Annotated in this window: 16 protein-coding genes; 9 read left to right on the top strand and 7 right to left on the bottom strand. The window is 69.1% G+C overall.

Annotated elements, in window-relative coordinates; translation table 11 throughout:
* Nucleotides 1–47: 47 nt before the first annotated feature.
* On the bottom strand, nt 48–1,667 hold the full coding sequence (locus ACXJKQ_RS08070) for a phosphoenolpyruvate carboxykinase (RefSeq protein ID WP_457105246.1): 1,620 nt from the start codon (nt 1,665–1,667) through the stop codon (nt 48–50).
* 405 nt (nt 1,668–2,072) lie between these two features.
* On the opposite strand from ACXJKQ_RS08070, the gene recR reads away from it, so the two are divergent.
* From recR to truA, 4 genes are all read left to right on the top strand, one after another.
* Nucleotides 2,073–2,678, top strand: a complete 606-nt coding sequence (gene recR, locus ACXJKQ_RS08065) for a recombination mediator RecR (protein WP_457105245.1) — start codon at nt 2,073–2,075, stop codon at nt 2,676–2,678.
* 104 nt (nt 2,679–2,782) lie between these two features.
* A complete protein-coding gene (gene def, locus ACXJKQ_RS08060; protein ID WP_457105244.1) occupies nt 2,783–3,298 on the top strand; it encodes a peptide deformylase in 516 nt (171 codons plus the stop codon).
* 7 nt (nt 3,299–3,305) lie between these two features.
* Nucleotides 3,306–4,235 (top strand): methionyl-tRNA formyltransferase, encoded by a 930-nt coding sequence (gene fmt / locus ACXJKQ_RS08055; protein ID WP_457105243.1) that lies wholly within the window; start codon nt 3,306–3,308, stop codon nt 4,233–4,235.
* Complete coding sequence (gene truA, locus ACXJKQ_RS08050; RefSeq protein ID WP_457105242.1) at nt 4,235–4,996, top strand: tRNA pseudouridine(38-40) synthase TruA; 762 nt, start codon at nt 4,235–4,237, stop codon at nt 4,994–4,996. The genes fmt and truA overlap by 1 nt, the downstream gene beginning before the upstream one ends.
* Here the strand turns inward: truA and dapE are convergent.
* From dapE to ACXJKQ_RS08035, 3 genes are all read right to left on the bottom strand, one after another.
* Entirely contained in the window at nt 4,978–6,156 is a 1,179-nt protein-coding gene (gene dapE / locus ACXJKQ_RS08045) for a succinyl-diaminopimelate desuccinylase (RefSeq protein ID WP_457105241.1), read from the bottom strand. The genes truA and dapE overlap by 19 nt on opposite strands.
* 80 nt (nt 6,157–6,236) lie before the next feature.
* The gene (locus tag ACXJKQ_RS08040; protein WP_457105240.1) at nt 6,237–8,582 is read right to left on the bottom strand and encodes an amylo-alpha-1,6-glucosidase; all 2,346 of its coding nucleotides are present in this window, start codon (nt 8,580–8,582) and stop codon (nt 6,237–6,239) included.
* 148 nt (nt 8,583–8,730) lie between these two features.
* Nucleotides 8,731–9,861: a glycosyltransferase family 4 protein gene (locus tag ACXJKQ_RS08035; RefSeq protein WP_457105239.1), complete on the bottom strand. Its 1,131-nt coding sequence runs from the start codon at nt 9,859–9,861 to the stop codon at nt 8,731–8,733.
* 383 nt (nt 9,862–10,244) lie between these two features.
* On the opposite strand from ACXJKQ_RS08035, the gene rpmI reads away from it, so the two are divergent.
* The 5 genes from rpmI to ACXJKQ_RS08010 all read left to right on the top strand — a co-directional run bounded on the left by rpmI (nt 10,245) and on the right by ACXJKQ_RS08010 (nt 15,533).
* Nucleotides 10,245–10,448 (top strand): 50S ribosomal protein L35, encoded by a 204-nt coding sequence (gene rpmI / locus ACXJKQ_RS08030; RefSeq protein WP_007561407.1) that lies wholly within the window; start codon nt 10,245–10,247, stop codon nt 10,446–10,448.
* Between the two features lie 51 nt (nt 10,449–10,499).
* Nucleotides 10,500–10,877 carry a 50S ribosomal protein L20 gene (rplT, locus tag ACXJKQ_RS08025; RefSeq protein ID WP_043355811.1) on the top strand — a complete coding sequence of 126 codons (378 nt, stop codon included), beginning with the start codon at nt 10,500–10,502 and terminating at the stop codon, nt 10,875–10,877.
* Between the two features lie 163 nt (nt 10,878–11,040).
* Entirely contained in the window at nt 11,041–12,123 is a 1,083-nt protein-coding gene (gene pheS, locus ACXJKQ_RS08020) for a phenylalanine--tRNA ligase subunit alpha (protein ID WP_457105238.1), read from the top strand.
* 99 nt (nt 12,124–12,222) lie between these two features.
* Nucleotides 12,223–14,643, top strand: a complete 2,421-nt coding sequence (gene pheT / locus ACXJKQ_RS08015) for a phenylalanine--tRNA ligase subunit beta (RefSeq protein WP_457105237.1) — start codon at nt 12,223–12,225, stop codon at nt 14,641–14,643.
* An 8-nt stretch (nt 14,644–14,651) separates the two neighbouring features.
* Complete coding sequence (locus tag ACXJKQ_RS08010) at nt 14,652–15,533, top strand: DUF1186 domain-containing protein (RefSeq protein ID WP_457105236.1); 882 nt, start codon at nt 14,652–14,654, stop codon at nt 15,531–15,533.
* Here the strand turns inward: ACXJKQ_RS08010 and ACXJKQ_RS08005 are convergent.
* From ACXJKQ_RS08005 to ACXJKQ_RS07995, 3 genes are all read right to left on the bottom strand, one after another.
* Nucleotides 15,522–16,307 (bottom strand): HesA/MoeB/ThiF family protein, encoded by a 786-nt coding sequence (locus ACXJKQ_RS08005; RefSeq protein WP_457105235.1) that lies wholly within the window; start codon nt 16,305–16,307, stop codon nt 15,522–15,524. The genes ACXJKQ_RS08010 and ACXJKQ_RS08005 overlap by 12 nt on opposite strands.
* A gap of 100 nt (nt 16,308–16,407) precedes the next feature.
* Entirely contained in the window at nt 16,408–16,929 is a 522-nt protein-coding gene (gene infC / locus ACXJKQ_RS08000; protein WP_243908558.1) for a translation initiation factor IF-3, read from the bottom strand.
* A gap of 218 nt (nt 16,930–17,147) precedes the next feature.
* Nucleotides 17,148–18,398 carry a glycosyltransferase family 4 protein gene (locus tag ACXJKQ_RS07995; protein ID WP_457105234.1) on the bottom strand — a complete coding sequence of 417 codons (1,251 nt, stop codon included), beginning with the start codon at nt 18,396–18,398 and terminating at the stop codon, nt 17,148–17,150.
* Between the last annotated feature and the right edge of the window lie 100 nt (nt 18,399–18,498).

Here is an 18,498-nt window from a genome sequence, read left to right as displayed (position 1 = left end):
AAAGACGGGCGGGGACGGGSGGCCCTGCGGGCCGCCCGGTCGCGTTTTCAGGCCGCGATCGCCTGTGCGGTCGGCCCGGCGGCGCGCACGTCGGCGTCGACATGGCCTTCGAACCGCTTGAAGTTGTCGTCGAACATCTTCACCAGCCGCGCCGCCGTCTCGACGAAGGCCCCCTTGTTGGCCCAGGTCTTCACCGGGGTCAGGATGTGCGGCTCGACGCCCGGTACCGAGACCGGCACCGCGAACCCGAAATACGGATCGCGGCGGAACTCGGCCTGGGCGAGGGAGCCGTCCAGCGCCGCGCTCAGCAGGCGACGCGTCACGCGGATCGGCATGCGCCGGCCGGTGCCGACGCCGCCGCCGGTCCAGCCGGTGTTGACGAGCCAGCAATCGACGCTGTGCTTGGCGATCAGGTCACGGAGAAGGTTTCCGTAGGTGCTCGGGTGCCGCGGCATGAACGGTGCACCGAAGCAGGTAGAGAAGGTCGCCTCCGGTCCGGTCAGGCCGCGCTCGGTGCCCGCCACCTTCGCGGTGTAGCCCGACAGGAAGTGGTACATCGCCTCGGCGCCGGTGAGCTTGGCGATCGGCGGCATCACCCCGAAGGCATCGCAGGTCAGCATCACGATGTTCTTCGGATGCCCGGCCCGGCCGGTGGCGCTGGCATTGGCGATGAAGTCCAGCGGATAGGCGCAGCGGGTGTTCTCGGTGAGCGAGGAATCGTCGAAATCCGGTGCCCGCGTCACCGTATCGATCACCACGTTCTCCATCACCGTGCCGAAGCGCTCGGTGGTGGCGTAGATCTCCGGCTCGGCGTTGCGCGAGAGGCGGATGGTCTTGGCGTAGCAGCCGCCCTCGAAGTTGAAGATGCCGGAATTCGACCAGCCGTGCTCGTCGTCACCGAGGAGCTGGCGGGAGGAATCGTTCGACAGGGTGGTCTTGCCGGTACCGGAGAGGCCGAAGAAGATCGCCGAGCCGCCCTCGGCGTCGAGCGCCGCGTTGGCCGAGCAATGCATCGGCATCACGCCCTTACCCGGCAGGATGAAGTTCAGGTAGGTAAAGACCGACTTCTTCATTTCGCCCGCGTAGGCGGAGCCGCCGATCAGCACGAGCTTCTTCGTGAAGTCGATGGCGATCACCGTCTTGGACCGGCAGCCATGCCGGGCGGGATCCGCCTGGAAGCTCGGCAGATCGATGATCGTCATGTCCGGCACGTAGGACGCGATCTCGGAGCGGTCCGGCCGGATCAGCAGGTTGCGGATGAACAGCGAGTGCCACGCGAACTCGGTGAACACCCGGGCCTTCACCCGGTAGGCCGGGTCGGCACCGCCGTAGAGATCCTGTGCGAACAGCTCCCGGCCCTCGGCGTGCTTCAGGAAATCCTGGCGCAGGGCCTCGAACTGCTCCGGTGTGATCGCGCCGTTGTTGTCCCACCAGACTTCGGCCTCGGTGCTGGCATCCCGGACCAGGAACTTGTCCTTGGGCGAGCGGCCGGTATGACTGCCGGTGGTGGCTACCAGGGCGCCGCCGCGGGCGAGCTGCGCCTCCTTGCGGGACAGGGCCTCCTCGTAAAGACGCGGAGCCTCGAAATTCCAGTGGACGGCCTTGAGGTCACGGAAGCCGGCAGCATCCGCGCCGTGGGCCGCGTTGTGATCACCGATGTTGGTCAAGATCGTATCTCCCGGGCCCCTGTTCGACCGTCGACGCGACTGAGCCGGACGGGTGCACCGTCCGGATTTGCCCGGGGGACGTCCGCGCGGTCGTACAGGTCCGCCGCGCGCAGGTTCACCGTTCCCCGGCCGCTTCCCGTCCCACTCTCGAATGAGGCGGCGAAGCTTCGCTGTCATTATGGGCTCCGCCAGGAGCCCGCAACGTGGACAAACAGGTTAGACCGCAGTCGTGGACTCAGGAACCCAAGTCTGTAAGCAGTTCCGTTCGTCGCGCAGCATGCTGCAATCGACGGAGCGGCTCTGGAATACCCATATACCACACACGGGTGCCTGGACCCTTGCGCGCCGCCCGGCGGCGTCTATGCCCGTCCGGACGACCAGTCCTTACCTCGCCCCAGAGGCACGATGCCCCAAGCCGTCGCCGGCCCCGAGATCGAGCGCCTGATCCAATTGCTGGCCCGCATGCCGGGCCTCGGACCCCGCTCGGCGCGGCGGGCCGCCCTCCAGCTCATCAAGAAGCGCGATACGCTGCTCGGGCCGCTCGCCGACGCCATGCGGGTGGCCGCCGACCGCATCATCGTGTGCTCAAGCTGTGGCAATGTCGACACCTCCGACCCCTGCACGATCTGTCGCGACGCCGAGCGCGACCCGACGACGCTCGTGGTGGTGGAGGATGTCTCCGATCTCTGGGCGCTCGAGCGCTCCGGCGCCGTGAAGGCGCGCTACCACGTGCTCGGGGGCGTCCTATCTGCTCTGGACGGCGTGCGGCCGGAGCACCTCAACCTCGCGAGTCTCGTGGACCGCGTGGCCCGGCCCGAGGTGAGCGAGGTCATCCTGGCACTCAACGCCACCGTCGACGGGCAGACCACCGCCCATTACGTCACCGAGTCGATCCGCCATTGCGGCGTGAAGGTGACGCGCCTCGCCCACGGCGTACCGGTCGGCGGCGAACTCGACTATCTCGACGAGGGCACCCTGTCGGCGGCGATCCGCAGCCGCACGGCATTCTAAGGTGCGAGAACCCGCATCGATCGGGCATTTGACCGGTCCACGGCCGCATCCTATTCGACGCTGAGCCCGGACCCGTGCCGGCGCCTTCCCTGCCGGTTTCCGCCATGACCATCCGCCCGCTCGTCATCCTTCCCGATCCCGTCCTGCGCCTGGGTTCCGAGCCGGTCGGCCCGATCACCGGCGAGATCCGCACCCTGGTCGCCGACATGTTCGAGACGATGTACGACGCCCCCGGCGTCGGGCTGGCGGCGATTCAGATCGGTGTGGCCAAGCGCGTCGTCACGATCGACACGTCGAAGGAGGAAGGCGTCCGCGACGGGCGGGTCTTCATCGACCCCGAGATCGTCTGGTCCTCGGAGGAGATGCGGGTCTACGACGAGGGCTGCCTGTCGATTCCGGACTACTACGCCGAGGTCGAGCGGCCGGACCGGGTGCGCGTGAAGTTCCGCGACCTCGACGGCAAGGAGCAGGAGATCGAGGCCGGCGGCCTGCTCGCGACCTGCATCCAGCACGAGATCGACCACCTCAACGGCGTGCTGTTCATCGACCACCTGTCGAAGTTGAAGCGCGACCGGGTGATCAAGAAGTTCACCAAGGCGGCCAAGCGCGACGCGGCCTGACCCGGCCATGCGCGTCGTCTTCATGGGCACGCCGGACTTCGCGGTCCCGACGCTCGCGCGGCTCGCACAGGACGGGCACGACATCGCCGCCGTCTACACCCGCGCGCCCGCGAAGGCCGGCCGCGGCATGAGCCTGCGCCCCTCGCCGGTCCACGCGCTCGCCGACACGCTCGGCGTGCCGGTCCTGACGCCGACGACGCTGCGCACTCCGGAGGCGGCCGAGACCTTCGCGGGCCATGGGGCCGACGTCGCCGTGGTGGTGGCCTACGGAATGCTGCTGCCGCAGGCGATCCTCGACGCGCCGAAGCACGGCTGCCTCAACCTCCACGGATCCCTGCTGCCGCGCTGGCGTGGCGCGGCGCCGATCCAGCGTGCCGTGATGGCGGGCGATGCCGAAAGCGGCGTCGGCGTGATGCGGATGGAGGCGGGGCTCGATACCGGTCCCGTGGCGCTGGAGGCCCGGCTTCCGATCGCGCCAGGCATGACGGCGGGCGCGTTGCACGACGCGCTGATGCCGCTCGGAGCCGACCTGATGGCCCAGGCCCTCGCCCGGCTGGAGGCGGGCACGCTGGCCTTCACGCCGCAGCCGGAGGGCGGCGTCGTCTACGCGCACAAGATCACCAACGCGGAGGCGCGGATCGACTGGTCCCGGCCGGCCGTCGAGGTCGCCAACCGGATCAATGGGCTGTCGCCGTTCCCCGGCGCGTTCTTCGAGATCGATCTCGGCAAAGGGCCTGAGCGCGTGAAGGTTCTGCGCGCCGACCCGGCGGAAGGCGCGGGCGAGCCGGGCACGCTGCGCGATGCCGAAGGCACCATCGCCTGCGGGGACGGCGCTGTGCGGCTGACTGAGCTGCGCCGCGCCGGCAAGGGCGGCAGCGCGAGCGGCGCCGAGTTCGTCCGCGGCGCCCGCCTGACGGCCGGCGCCCGCCTCGGCTGATGCCCCGCTACAAGCTCGTCATCGAATACGACGGCGGCCCATTCTGCGGCTGGCAGCGGCAGGCCGACGAACCGACGGTCCAGGGCGCGATCGAGGCGGCGGTCACGCGCTTCTCCGGAGAGGATGCGCGGCTCACCTGCGCCGGCCGCACCGATGCCGGCGTACACGCCATCCATCAGGTGGCCCATCTCGATCTTTCCAGGGACTGGCGGACCGACACGGTTCGAGACGCCCTGAACGCCCACCTGCGGCCGCAGCCGGTGGCGATCCTCTCCGCCGAGATCGTGCGGGAGAGTTTCGACGCCCGCCACTCGGCCATCCGGCGGCACTACCGCTACCGCATCCTCAACCGGCGCAGCCCGGCGGCGCTGACGCGGGCTCATGTCTGGCACGTGCCCTGGCCTCTGGATGCGGATTTGATGCACGCCGCCGCCCAGCACCTCGTCGGACACCATGACTTCTCGGCCTTCCGGGCCGCCGAATGCCAAGCGAACAGCCCGGTGCGGACGCTGGAGCAGCTCGACGTGACCCGTGCCCGGATGGCGCTGCACGACGAGATCGTGGTGGCGACCTCGGCGCGCTCCTTCCTGCACCATCAGGTGCGGGCGATGGTAGGGACCCTGATGCTCGCGGGCTGCGGGCGCCTCTCGGCGGACGACGTGGCCGACATCCTCGCCTCGGGCGAGAAGCGCCGGTGCGGACCGCTGGCTCCGGCGGCGGGACTGACCTTCGTGGGCGTGGATTACGAGCCCGTGAAATAGGCCTCCAGCACCCGCCCGTAGATCGCCGTCAACCGCTCCAGATCGGCGACCGCCACGCACTCGTCGACCTGATGCATGGTTTCGCCGACGAGGCCGAACTCGATCACCGGGCAGGCATCCTTGATGAAGCGGGCATCCGACGTGCCGCCCGTGGTCGAGAGCGTGGGTGTCAGGCCGGTCTCCGCCCGGATCGCCTCGGACACGAGATCGACGAAGGCGTCCGGCTGGGTGAGGAAGGCCGGGGCGTTCGACGGCTGAAGGTCGAGGCTGAAGCGCACGGCGTTTCCGGCTGCCAGTTCCAGGCGCCGGCGGATCTCGGCACCCAGGCTCTCCGCGGTCCAGTCATCGTTGAAGCGCACGTTGAACGTCGCCCGCGCGGTCGCCGGGATCACGTTGGTGGCGGGGTTGCCCACGTCGATCGTGGTGAATTCCAGGTTCGACGCATCGAAATGCGAGGTCCCGCCGTCCAGCGGCTCGGCGATCAGTGCCGAGGCGAGGCGCAGCAGGCCCGGGATCGGGTTCTCGGCCTTGTGGGGATAGGCGACGTGGCCCTGACGGCCGAGAACCGTCAGCTTGCCGGTGAGCGAGCCGCGCCGGCCGATCTTGATCATCTCGCCGAGCCGGCCCGGATTGGTCGGCTCCCCGAGCACGCAATGGTCGAACCGCTCGCCCCGTGCCCGCGCCCAGGCGAGCAGTTTCACGGTGCCGTTCACCGCCGGCCCTTCCTCGTCGCCGGTGATCAGGAAGGCGATGGAGCCTGGGACGTCGGCGTCTCGCCGCTCCAGGAAGGAAAGCGTCGCGGCCAGCATGCAGGCGATCCCGCCCTTCATGTCGGCGGCGCCCCGGCCGTAGAGCTTCCCGTCGGCGACCGCGCCATCGAACGGGCCGTGCTGCCAGGTGCCGTCGCCCTCCGGCACGACGTCGGTGTGTCCGGCAAAGACCAGGCATGGGCTTGCGTGCCCGACGCGCGCGTAGAGATTCGGCGTATCGGGATAGCCGGGCTCCGAGAAGACCGGGCGCTCGACGGTGAAGCCGGCGGCCCGGAGTACGTCGGCGACCACGTCGAGGGCGCCGCGATCTTCCGGGGTGACGGAGGGACAGCGGATCAGGTCCTGTGCGAGGCGCAGGGCCGCGTCGGGAGCGTGATGATCAGCCGGCATGAACCCGTCCTCGGCGGCGTGACGCGCCGCACGGCCCGCTTACCCCGAAGCGGGCCGTCCCGGGAGCCCCGCGCGGTGCCCTACTTGGTCACCACCAGTTGCACGTCGCCGTGTCGGCGCAGCACAGAGACCGTGACGTCGTCGTCGTAGCGCTGGAAGCGGATGTCTAGGCGCGAGCCGCCGAGCCTGACGTTGTAGAGGGTCACGCCGTCGAGGAAGGACGGCAGGATCGGGTTCTTCAGGCGGACGCGGTTGCGGTTGTGGTCGAGCTCGAGGCCGAGGCAGGCCGCGAGGAACGCGAACGGCGCCGCCGCCGCCCAGGCCTGCGGACTGCAGGCCACCGGGTACGAGACCGGCCCGCGCTGCTTGCGACGCATGAAGCCGCAGAACAGCTCCGGGAGCCGCTTCTGGTCCTGGTAGAGCGAGGTGTCGAACATCCCCTGGAAGATGCGCGCGGCCTCGTGTTTGCGGTCGTAGCGCGCCAGACCCATCGCGATCAGCGCGTTGTCGTGCGGCCAGATCGAGCCGTTGTGGTAGGACATCGGATTGTAGCGCGCCTCGCCCTTGGCGATGGTCCGCACCCCCCAGCCGTTGAATCCGTCCTTGCCCAGCAGCGTCTCGGCGACACGCGACGCCCGCTCGGGCTTGGCGATGCCGGTGAACAGGGCATGGCCGGCATTGGACGAGCGCACCGCGCACTGCTTCTTCGCGCCGTCGAGGGCGAGCGCGTAGGTGCCGATCTCCTCGTTCCAGAAGGCCGCGTCGAACCGCTCGCGCAGGCGCGCCGCCTCCTGGGTCAGGCGCTCGGCCATCGGATCGTGCCCGAGGAGGGCGGCGAGCTTCGCCATGCCGTGCTTGGCCGCGTAGACGTAACCCTGCACCTCGCAGAGGGCGATCGGACCCTTGGCGAGCTGGCCGTCGGCATGGAAGATCGAATCGTGGCTGTCCTTCCAGCCCTGGTTCTCCAGCCCCTTGTCGGTATCGCGGGCGTATTCCACGAAGCCGTCGCCGTCGCGGTCGCCGTAGCGGTCCATCCATTCGAGGGCGAGTTCCAGCGCCGGCCAGATCGCCCGGACAGTCTCCAGATCTCCGGTGACCGCATAATACTCCCAGGCGAGCATCACAAAGAGCGGCGTGCCGTCGATCGTTCCGTAATAGTGGCGGAACGGCACCTCTCCGAGCATCGCCATCTCGCCGCGGCGGGTCTCGTGCAGGACCTTCCCGGGCTGTGCGTCGGCCGCCGGGTCGACCGCCTTGGCCTGCGTCGCGGCGAGGTAGCGCAGCACGCCGCGGGCGAATTTCGGATCGATCCACAGGGCCATCAACGCCGTGATGATGCCGTCCCGGCCGAACACCGTGGAGTACCAGGGGATGCCGGCGAACGGGTAGATGCCCTCCGGGGTGCGGCTCGCCAGCATGTAGAGGTCGGCGGTGGCGCGGCACAGGCCCTCGTTGAACTGATCGTTCGACGAGATGATCGTGGTGATGCCAGCGGTCAGCGCCCGCAGATCGCGCCGCGCGTCGCGGTAGGCGCGGGCGAAGATCATCCCTTCACCGAGGTCCTTCGACTCGCGGCGCGCCCCCCCGACATTGGCCGCGAGGGTCAGCTTGGCGGCCGCATCCTCGCCGACCATCGTGTCGCCGGGCGGCTTGGTGAAGGCGCGATGCGCCTCGAAGGCGACGCGGATGAACAGCGACGCGCGGCCGCCCGGAGGCAGCGACACGTCGAAGGCGACGCGGCCCGGCTCGATCAGGTCCGGGGTCGGCCCGAAATGCAGGGCCGTGGTCCGCACGATCTCGTCGAGGCCGACATAGCGGAACTGGACTTCCCGGTCGCTCGCCACGAGGACCCCACGCTTGCCGCGCTGCGGCCGATCCGTGCCGCGCACCTCGAACAGGTCGCGGAAGTCGGCGTCGAAGGTCACGGCGATGCGCAGGCGGCGATGCTTCGAATCGAAGGAGCGCAGGCCGATCCTATCGTAGCAGGTGCCGCGGAACAGGAATTTGGTGCGCTCGATCGCGATCGTCTCGCGGGGGATCGCCGTCTCGTCATGCGCGTCGAGGCGGATGTCGGGCGTCGTCATGTCGACGCTGAGCGCACCGTTGTCATCTTGCATCACCGAGGAGAGCATCAGCGGGCGCTGGCCTTCCACGGTCAGTTCCAGGCGCGAGAGGTAGCGCGTGTCCTGGAAATAGAGGCCCTCGGGACCGGGCTGGACACCGATGTCGCCGTAGGAATCGAGGACCCCGAAGGCTTCGCCGAATTTCAGGGCGCGCAGAGGACGTTCGACCAGGGAGGTCTGGGCCTCGATGTGATAGGTCGGGAGCACGTCGTCCGCGTCCTGGAAGCCGTGCGCCACGCTTCCGGCGCTCGCCGCGGTCCGGGCCTTCGCATCGTGGGCCGCTGCCGTGTTGTCCGCCGCCATGCAGGGCATCTCCAGGTGCAAGAGAGAGGTACGAATCGAGAGGGCTGCCGCATCCTTGCGATGCAGCAGCCCTTGTTCACCCTACGGATGAGTCGCCTTTAAGACGCTAGGCCGACCCGGTCCCGCCTCGCAAGCCCGGTGCCGGGTTTCAAGCCGGCATCGCGGCGACCGGAATCGCCGGCCGGGCGGAGCCATTCACCTCACCATATTGCGGCTTGAAGCCGGAGGTCGGCAGCTTGATCACGTCCGCGCCCCGGGCCAGCAGGTCCTGGTAGGCGGCGACGTACTTCTTGACCATGCACTCGGCAGTGAACTGGCTCTCGAAGTGGCGGCGGACACCGGCGCGGCTCATGGCCTTGACCTGGGCGACCGCGGCGACGGCGTCGTCCATCGTGGTGCAGAGCACGCCGCCGACGCCATCCTTGATGACCTCCGGCACGGAGCCGTTGCGGAAGGCGATCACCGGCGTTCCGGCCGACATCGCCTCGATCATCACGAGGCCGAAGGGCTCCGGCCAGTCGATCGGGAAGGCGAGTGCGAGCGCGTTGCCGAGGAAATCCTTCTTCTGCTCCTCGTTGATCTCGCCGATGTACTCAATCAGCGGGTGGTGGGTCATCGGCTCGATGACCTCGTCCCAGTAATCCTGGTCGGCCTTGTCGACCTTCGCGGCGATCTTCAGCGGCGTACCGGACCGGATCGCCATCTCGATCGCACGGTCGGGCCGCTTCTCGGGCGAGATCCGGCCGAGGAAGGCGAGGTAGCCGCCCTTGGCCTCCGGGAAGTACGGGCAGTTCTCGGCCGGCAGGCCATGATGGATCGTCGCCAGCCAGTTAGAGGTCGACGGCATCGGCAGGCGCTGGTTGTCGGAGATCGAGACCAGCGGCATGCCCGTGAAGGTGCGATAGACCGGCATGAAATCCGGCACGTCGAGGCGACCGTGCATCGTGGTGATGCACTTGTGGTTCAGATCCTCGAACATCGGGTACTGAAGCAGGTCGATGTGGAAGTGAAGGATGTCGAATTCGTGCGCGCGGCGGTGCACCTGATGGAGCATCGCCAAGTGGCTGGCGGTGTGATCCCGGTAGCCGAGCAAGCGCAGGCCCTCCGGCGTGCAGGCCGCGAGCTTGGCAGTCGTCTCGGAGTCTCCGCTGGCGAAGAGCGTGACTTCATGACCCTGGCGGACGAGTTCTTCTGTAATCCAGCTGACGACGCGCTCGGTGCCGCCGTAGAACTTCGGAGGGACGGCCTCCGACAACGGAGCGATCTGGGCAATGCGCACGAAGTGTCTCCTGGTTGGCCGATTTTGACGGGGGGTCTACCCCTGCCGGCCTGAGCGGGACATGAATGAAACGGACGGCCAAGGTTATGGTTCCTGGCCCCCCGCTGTCGCTCACCGTTTTGTGCACCGCGCAAGCTGTCCCCGAATTCCTCCGACTCAGAGGGTGCCGCTCCGGGCTCGGCGCCGCCGCAAGGCTGGGGCGCCGGCAGCGGCATGGACGTTGCCGTCGCGTCAGCTTTCTGTCATAAGCCGCCCCGCGTCGAACCGCCCGGCCGATAGGGCTGCCGTGGCGGCTCGTGCTGCTCCACCAGAAGCATCAGCGCGCGAACCTGAACCGACCCTCGCGGGTCGGCCTGCGGGACTTTCGCGCAACGGAGAGCCAAATGCCCAAGTTGAAGACGAAATCGGGCGCGAAGAAGCGCTTCAAGATCACCGGCACCGGCAAGGTGATGTACGCCCAGGCCGGCAAGCGCCACGGGATGATCAAGCGGACGACCAAGCAGATCCGCAACCTGCGCGGCACCACGACCCTGTTCGAGGGCGATGCCGCCAACGTGAAGAAGTACTTCCTGCCGAACGCGCGGTAAGTCCTTCGACACCCGTTGCCACTGTCTTTCGTCGAATCCAGGAGATAACCGATGGCCCGCGTCAAGCGCGGCGTGACCAGTCACGCGAAGCACAAGAAAGTTCTGAAGGCCGCCAAGGGCTATTACGGCCGGCGCAAGAATACGATCCGGATCGCCAAGCAGGCGGTCGAGAAGGGCATGCAGTATGCCTACCGCGACCGCAAGAACAAGAAGCGCACGTTCCGCGCCCTCTGGATCCAGCGCCTCAACGCGGCGGTCCGCGAGCACGGACTGACCTATTCGCGCTTCATCGACGGTCTCGCGAAATCCGGCATCGTCGTCGACCGCAAGGCCCTGTCCGAGCTGGCGATCCACGAGCCGGCGAGCTTTGCCGCCGTCGTCGAGAAGGCGAAGGCCGCGCTACCGCAGACCACCGCCAAGGCCGCCTGATCCAGGCCTGAAGCGAGACGTACGGAAGGCGCGGTTCCCCGGGGGAGCCGCGCCTTCGTCGTTTGCGCGGTCGTGGGCTTGGTCCCGCGCTTGCGCCCGGGCGCACAACGCGCCAGAGCACGGCCGCGACGGCCGACTCAGCCAACCCTGTTCGAAGACAGCGATGACCGATCTCGACACCCTCGAACGCGATCTCCTGGCCCAGGTGGGCGCGGCATCCGACGAGGCGGCCCTCGACGCGGTCCGCGTCGCCGCGCTCGGCAAGAAGGGCAGCGTCTCGGATTTGCTGAAGACCCTCGGCTCCATGACGCCCGAGGAGCGCAAGGAACGCGGCCCGCTCATCAACGGCCTGCGCGACAGGGTCCAGGGCGCCGTCACGGCCCGCAAGACCGCCCTCGCCGAGGCTGCCCTGGAGGCCCGCCTCGCCTCCGAACGGGTGGACGTGACCCTGCCGGTCCGCGAGGCGCCGGAGGTGCGTGGCCGGATCCACCCGATCTCCCAGGTGATCGACGAGATCACCGCGATCTTCGCCGATATGGGCTTCTCGGTCGCCGAGGGTCCGGACATCGAGACGGACGAGTTGAACTTCACCGCCCTCAACTTTCCGCCCGGCCATCCGGCCCGTGAGATGCACGACACGTTCTTCCTGGCGCCCGACAAGGACGGGAAGCGCAAGGTGCTGCGCACTCACACGTCGCCGGTTCAGGTGCGGACGATGCGGTCTCAGACGCCGCCGATCCGAGTGATCATCCCGGGCCGGACCTACCGGCACGATTCCGATCAGACACACACGCCGATGTTCCACCAAGTCGAAGGGTTGGTGATCGACAAGGCCGCCAACATCGCCAACCTGAAATGGGTGCTGGAGGAGTTCTGCAAGGCGTTCTTCGAGGTGGAAGGCGTCAAGATGCGCTTCCGCCCGTCCTTCTTCCCCTTCACCGAGCCCTCCGCGGAGGTCGACATCCAGTGCTCGCGCAAGGGCGGCGAGATCCGCTTCGGCGAGGGCGACGACTGGCTGGAGATCCTCGGCTGCGGGATGGTGCACCCGAACGTGCTGCGCAATTGCGGCCTCGATCCGGACGCCGTCCAGGGCTTCGCCTTCGGCGTCGGCATCGACCGGATCGCCATGCTGAAATACGGCATGCCCGACCTCCGGCCGTTCTTCGAGGCCGACGTCCGCTGGCTCGACCATTACGGCTTCCGACCGCTCGACGTGCCGAGCTTGGTGGGCGGCCTGTCCGGCTGAGCCGCCTACGCCCTCGCCGCCGCCGTCCGGCTCCGATGAAGGCCCCGTGATCCTGTTCCTCCGACGGTCGAGCCGACGTCAGGCTCTCGAAGGTCCATCATGAAATTCACCCTCTCCTGGCTCAAGTATCACCTCGACACCGAGGCCAGCCTCGACACCATCGCCGATACGCTGACGCGGATCGGCCTGGAGGTGGAGGGCGTCGACGACAAGGCCGCCGCGCTCAAGCCCTACGTTATCGCCCGCATCCTTACGGCCGAGCAGCATCCCAACGCCGACCGCCTGCGGGTCTGCACCGTCGATACCGGCGCCGGCGAGCCGGTGCAGGTGGTCTGCGGCGCGCCGAATGCCCGGGCCGACCTCGTTTCGGTCTTCGCACCGCCGGGCACCTACGTCCCGGGCAAGGCCATCACCCTGTCCGTGGGCACGATCCGCGGCGTCGAGAGCCGCGGCATGCTCTGCTCGGGCGCGGAACTCGGCCTCGGCGACGACCATGACGGCATCATGGAACTGCCGACCGACGCGCCGATCGGGCAGCCCTACGCGCTCTATGCCGGGCTCGACGATCCGGTGATCGAGATCAACCTCACGCCGAATCGCCCGGACTGCACCTCCGTCCACGGCATCGCCCGCGACCTCGCCGCCGCCGGCATCGGCACACTCAAGCGCGAGACCCTGCCGGGTGTGCGCGGCGAAGGCGCCTGTCCCGTCGAGGTCGAGCTGGCCTTCGCGCCGGACGACCGTCATCTCGCCCCGCTGTTCGCCGTGCGGCTGGTGCGAGGGGTCAGGAACGGCCCGTCGCCGGCCTGGATGCAGGCCCGGCTGCGGGCGATCGGCCTGCGCCCGATCAACGCCCTGGTGGACATCACCAACTACGTCACCTTCGACCGCGGCCGACCGCTGCACGTCTTCGATGCGGCGAAGGTCTCGGGACCGCTTACCGTGCGGCGGGCGCAGAGCGGCGAGAGCCTCCTCGCCCTCGATGGGCGCACCCACGCGCTCACCGACGAGACCGTGGTGATCGCCGACCGGAACGGCGTGGAATCCATCGCCGGCATCATGGGCGGCCAGCACTCCGGTTGCGACGCCGGTACGACGGACGTCCTGATCGAATCGGCGCTCTGGGACCCGGCCAACATCGCCCAGTCGGGCCGTCGCCTCGGCATCATCACCGATGCGCGATACCGGTTCGAGCGCGGCGTCGATCCGGCCTTCACGCTCCCGGGCCTCGACCTCGCGTCCCGTCTGGTGGTGGATCTCTGCGGCGGCACGCCGACCCAGGCGCGGATCGCCGGTGAGCCGCCGGATTCGGAGCACATCATCGACTTCCCCTGGACCGAGGTCCGTCGCCTCGCCGGCATCGAGGTGCCTCGCATCGAGATGAAGCTGATCCTGGAGACGTTGGGCTTCCACGTCTCGGGCACCGGGGACCGGGTGAAGGTTCTGACGCCGTCCTGGCGGCCCGACGTCGAAGGCAAGGCCGACCTCGTCGAGGAGGTGGTTCGCATCGCCGGTCTGGATCGGATCGAGGCCAAGCCGCTGCCCCGGCTCGCCGGGATCGGCCGGCCTCTCCTCACGGTGATGCAGAAGCGCACCCGGACCGCGAAGCGGGCGCTGGCCAGCCGGGGCCTGATGGAGGCGGTGACGTGGTCCTTCGTCCCGCACGCGGATGCCGAGCTGTTCGGCGGCGGCCGCGCCGATCTCGTCCTGGCCAACCCCATCGCCTCGGAGCTGTCGGACATGCGGCCGAGCCTGCTGCCGGGCCTCCTGCGCGCGGCCCAGCGCAATGCCGACCGCGGCTATCCGGACGCAGCCCTGTTCGAGGTCGGCCAGTGCTTCGCCTCGGACGAGCCGGAGGGCCAGAGCATCCGTGCGGCAGCGGTCCGCCGCGGAGGCGCGACCCTGGCCGGCGCAGGACGGCACTGGGATGGTGCAGGCCAGACCGTGGATGCCTTCGATGCCAAGGCCGATGCCCTGGCCCTGCTCGGCAGCCTCGGTGTGCCGACGGGCGGCCTCCAGATCACGGCGGGTGGCCCGTCCTGGCTGCATCCCGGCCGCTCCGGCACCCTGCGCTTCGGCCCGAAGACCGAGATCGGCTGGTTCGGCGAGGTGCATCCGCGGACGCTGCAGGCCCTCGATCTCAAGGGCAACCTCGTGGCCTTCGAGATCGTGCTCGACGCCCTCCCGCTGCCCAAGCACAAGCCGACCAAGGCCAAGCCGACACTGGCGCTCTCGGAATTCCAGCCCCTGTCCCGGGACTTCGCCTTCGTGGTCGGCCGCGACGTGCCGGCGGGCGACCTCGTGAAGGCCGCCCAGAATGCCGAGCGCAAGCTCGTCACCGGGGTCGACGTGTTCGACCTCTACGAGGGACCCGGCGTGCCCGAGGGCTCCAAGTCGGTGGCGATCGCCGTGCGCCTTCAGCCGGTGGAGCGGACCCTGACCGACGCTGAGATCGAGGCCGTGAGCGCCCGGATCGTCGCCGAGGTCTCCCGCCGGACGGGCGCGACCCTCCGGACCTGAGGAACGCCATGGACCGGATCGCCCTACTTATCGCGGATCTCGCGGCGGCCGAGTACCGGCCGAAGGCGGCGCTGCGGGAGGCGCTTCAGCATCCCGCCGCCGTGGCCGAGGCAACCCTGCCGCTGCTCGAGGCGGCCGCGGACGGGCGCGAACTCGCGCCCGATGAGGCAAATCTCCTGTTCTGGGGCCTGCACGTCCTGGCGCATGCCCGGGACACCCGCGCCCTGGCGCCGCTCCTCAGGCTGCTCCGGCAGGATGAGGAGACCCTCGACGCCGTCATCGGCGATGCCTTGACCGCGACCCTCGCCAAGGTTCTGGCGAGCCTGTTCGACGGCGATCCGCAGCCGCTGTTCCGGCTCATCCTCGACAGCACCGTCGACGATTTCGCCCGCATGGCCCTGCTCAGCGCCTGCACCTTCCTGACCCTGGAAGGCCGGATCGACCGGGCTGCGATGCACGACCTGCTGGTCCGGTTCGACGATGCGCAGGCCGCCGTCGAGGAGGCGCCGGTCTGGGTCGGTTGGGAGGAGACGATTGCGCATCTGGGCTTCCGGGATCTGGCCCCTCGGGCGGCCGCGGCCCGCGCCGATGGCCGCCTCACCGACGAGGTGAGCGACGCCGACTGGTTCAAGGAAACGCTGCGCAAGGCAGAGGCGAAGCCTGACGACCGGGATCGCCTCGGACCGTACCAGTACGGCTACCTCGACGATCCGGTCGAGGCCCTCGACTGGACCGAGGAAGGGGCCGGTGAGCCGCAGCGCAATCCGTTCAAGGATGTCGGCCGCAACGATCCCTGTCCCTGCGGCTCGGGCAAGAAGTTCAAGAAATGCTGCCTCGGCAAGGTGGAGGCCGAAGGCCCCTGGATGCCGCCGGTCCCGCTAGGCGGCTGAGGCGCCGGTGCCGCTGAGCGGATTCTCGGGATCCCACCCGTAGCGCAACGTCTCGAACCGCATGGCGCGGGCATCGACCATTAGCAGGCGTCCGACCAGGGGCTCTCCGAAGCCCGCCACGGCGCGGATCACCTCCAGGGCCATCAGCGAGCCCATCACGCCGGCCAAGGCCCCCAGGATTCCGGCCTCCGCGCAGGCGGGCACGCTGCCGGCGGGCGGCGGGTTCGGGAAGAGGCAGCGATAGGTCGGGTTCGGAGTCCCGTCGGGCGACGCTTCGTGCGCGCGGATCGTGGTCAACGTGCCGTCGAAGCGGCCGAGCGCTGCCGTCACCAGAGGCCGCCGCGCGTGGAAGCAGGCGTCGGACACCGCGTAGCGCGTGGCGAAGTTGTCGGACCCGTCGGCGACGACGTCGTAGCCGCCGATGAGATCGACCGCGTTGTCGGGATCGATCCGGAACGGATGCCGGATCACCGCCACGTGCGGGTTGAGGCGCGCCACCGCGTCGGCGGCGCTCTCGACCTTCGGCCGGCCGAGATCCGGCGTGCCGTGGATGACCTGGCGCTGGAGATTGGACAGGGAGACGGTGTCGTCGTCGACGAGGCCGATCGTGCCGATTCCAGCTGCCGCCAGATACTGGATGAGCGGCGCACCAAGCCCCCCTGCCCCGACGACCAGGATCCGCGCGGCCTTGATCCGGGCCTGACCCGGTCCGCCCACCTCGGCGAGGACGAGGTGGCGGGCGTAGCGTTCGATCTCGTCGGGGGCGAGGGCCATGGCTGCCCATAATCCGCGGCGACGCTTATCGGAAGCGCCAACATGAAAACGCCGCCCCGGTGAGGAGGCGGCGCGGGTCCGAAATCCGAAGATCCTGCCGTCAGCGCGGCGCGAGGATCATGATCATCTGGCGGCCTTCGAGCATGGGCTCGCTCTCGACCTTGGCGATCTCCGCGGTCTCGCTCTTCACGCGCTCTAGGAGGCGCAAGCCGATGTCCTGGTGAGCCATCTCACGACCGCGGAAGCGCAGGGTCACCTTGACCTTGTCGCCCTCCTCGAAGAAGCGGTGCACCGACTTCATCTTCGTGTCGTAATCGTGCTTGTCGATGCCGGGGCGGAGCTTGATCTCCTTCACCTCGACCGTCTTCTGCCGCTTGCGGGCCTCGTTCTGCTTCTTCTGCTCGTTGAAGCGGAAGCGCCCGTAATCGAGCAGCTTGCAGACGGGCGGCACGGAATTCGGCGCGATCTCCACGAGATCGAGACCGGCTTCCTCAGCAAGAGTGAGGGCGTCGAAGAAGGGGACGACGCCGCGGTTCTGCCCGGTATCGTCGATCAGCTGCACTTCCCGCACACCGCGAATGTCGCGGTTCGCGCGCGGCCCGTCCTTCTGCGGGGCCGGCATGGCTCTCATCGGTCTACGAATGGCTTCAGTCTCCTGCTGCAACGGCGAATCGGCGGAACGGACGATCCCCGGAAGGACCACCTGACCGCCAGCCGCTCCGGTCTCATCCGGACTTACTACGTTGGTGGAACCACGGCCAGAGTCAACGGGCTAGCCCGGCGCGGCCGAAAATAATCGGCGGCCGCGTGCGGAGACCGAACTCGGAAATCCCGGGCCGCTCACTGGGACCGACCGAGCAACCCTGCATAGACCGCCAGCGTGTCGCCGACCATCCGCTCGAGGGAAAAGTGCGCCTCGACATGGGCGCGGCTCCGGCGGCCGAGGGCGTCGCGGGCGCTGGCGCCGAGGGACAGGGCTTCGGTGAGCGCGGCGGCGAGTGCGGCCGCGTCTCCGGCCGGCACGTGCCATCCGGTGCGCTGGCTCCCGGATACCTGCGGCGGGGCGAGCACCGTTTCCGGCACGGCCCCGAGGTCGGACACCACGACGGGCGTGCCGAGCGCCTGCGCCTCCACGGCCGAGCGCCCGAACGCCTCCGGTTCCACGGACGGAACGGCCACGACGGAGGCGCCCCGGAAGGCGGCCGGCATGTCAGTGCAATGCCCGACTCGGCGGACGATGCCGCCGAGCCCCCGCGCGGCGATCAGCGCGTCGAGTTCGCGCTCGTAGGATACGCGGCCCTGGGGATCCCCCGCCAGCACGACGGCGAGGTCGGGGACGCCGCGGTCGCGCATCTGCGCGGCGGCCTCGATCAGGACGCGATGGCCCTTCCAGGCGGTGAGGCGCGCCGCCAGCAGGATCACGCGCTCGTGCGGGGCTACGGCCCAGCTCCGGCGCAGGGCCTCGACCCGGGCCGCCCCGACCGCCACGGGATTGAACACGGTGAGGTCCGTGCCGCGATGGATGACCCGGACCCGGTCGCCCGCCTGCTCGGCGTGCAGCCGGTGGATCAGGTCGGCGGTGTAATGCGAGTTCGCGATCACGACGTCGCCGCGGGCCATCACCGAATTGTACAGCACCTTCACGTTGGAGCGGCCGGAATAGCTGCCGTGATAGGTGGTCACGAACGGGATCCCGAGGCGGCGGGCCGCGCCGAGGGCGACCCAGGCGGGGGCGCGCGAGCGGGCATGAATGATCTGCACGCCCTCGCGGCGGCAGAGCGCCATCAGCCGCAGCACGTTCACGGCCATCCGCGCCGGATTCTTCGAGGCCGCTGGGAAGCGGTGCCAGTGGCCGCCCTTGGCCTGCAACTCCCCGACGAGTCGCCCGCCTTCCGTCGCGACGAGCGCGCGTGCGCCGACGGCCGCGAGGGCACCGGCCACGTCGACCGTTGTGCGCTCGGCGCCGCCCGCTTCGAGTTCGGGGATGATCTGCAGGATGCGCGCGCCCGCCAGGGCGCCGATCTCCGCCGGAAAGCCCGACAGAGCGTGGGACACGTCGCTCGTCCGTGGTCCTTCGGCGAGGACACGCATGCCCCCGGCCGGTATCTGCCAAATGCTCGCTGCCATTGATCCAGCATCGCCGGTGCGCTTTACGGTCTGGTAAACGGAGGTTGAAGCCGTACCGTTCAGG

The sequence above is a fragment of the Methylobacterium sp. P5_C11 genome (genome assembly GCF_054049775.1).
The sequence above is the reverse complement of the archived record's forward strand: the minus strand, read 5'-3'. Positions and strand labels throughout refer to the sequence as shown.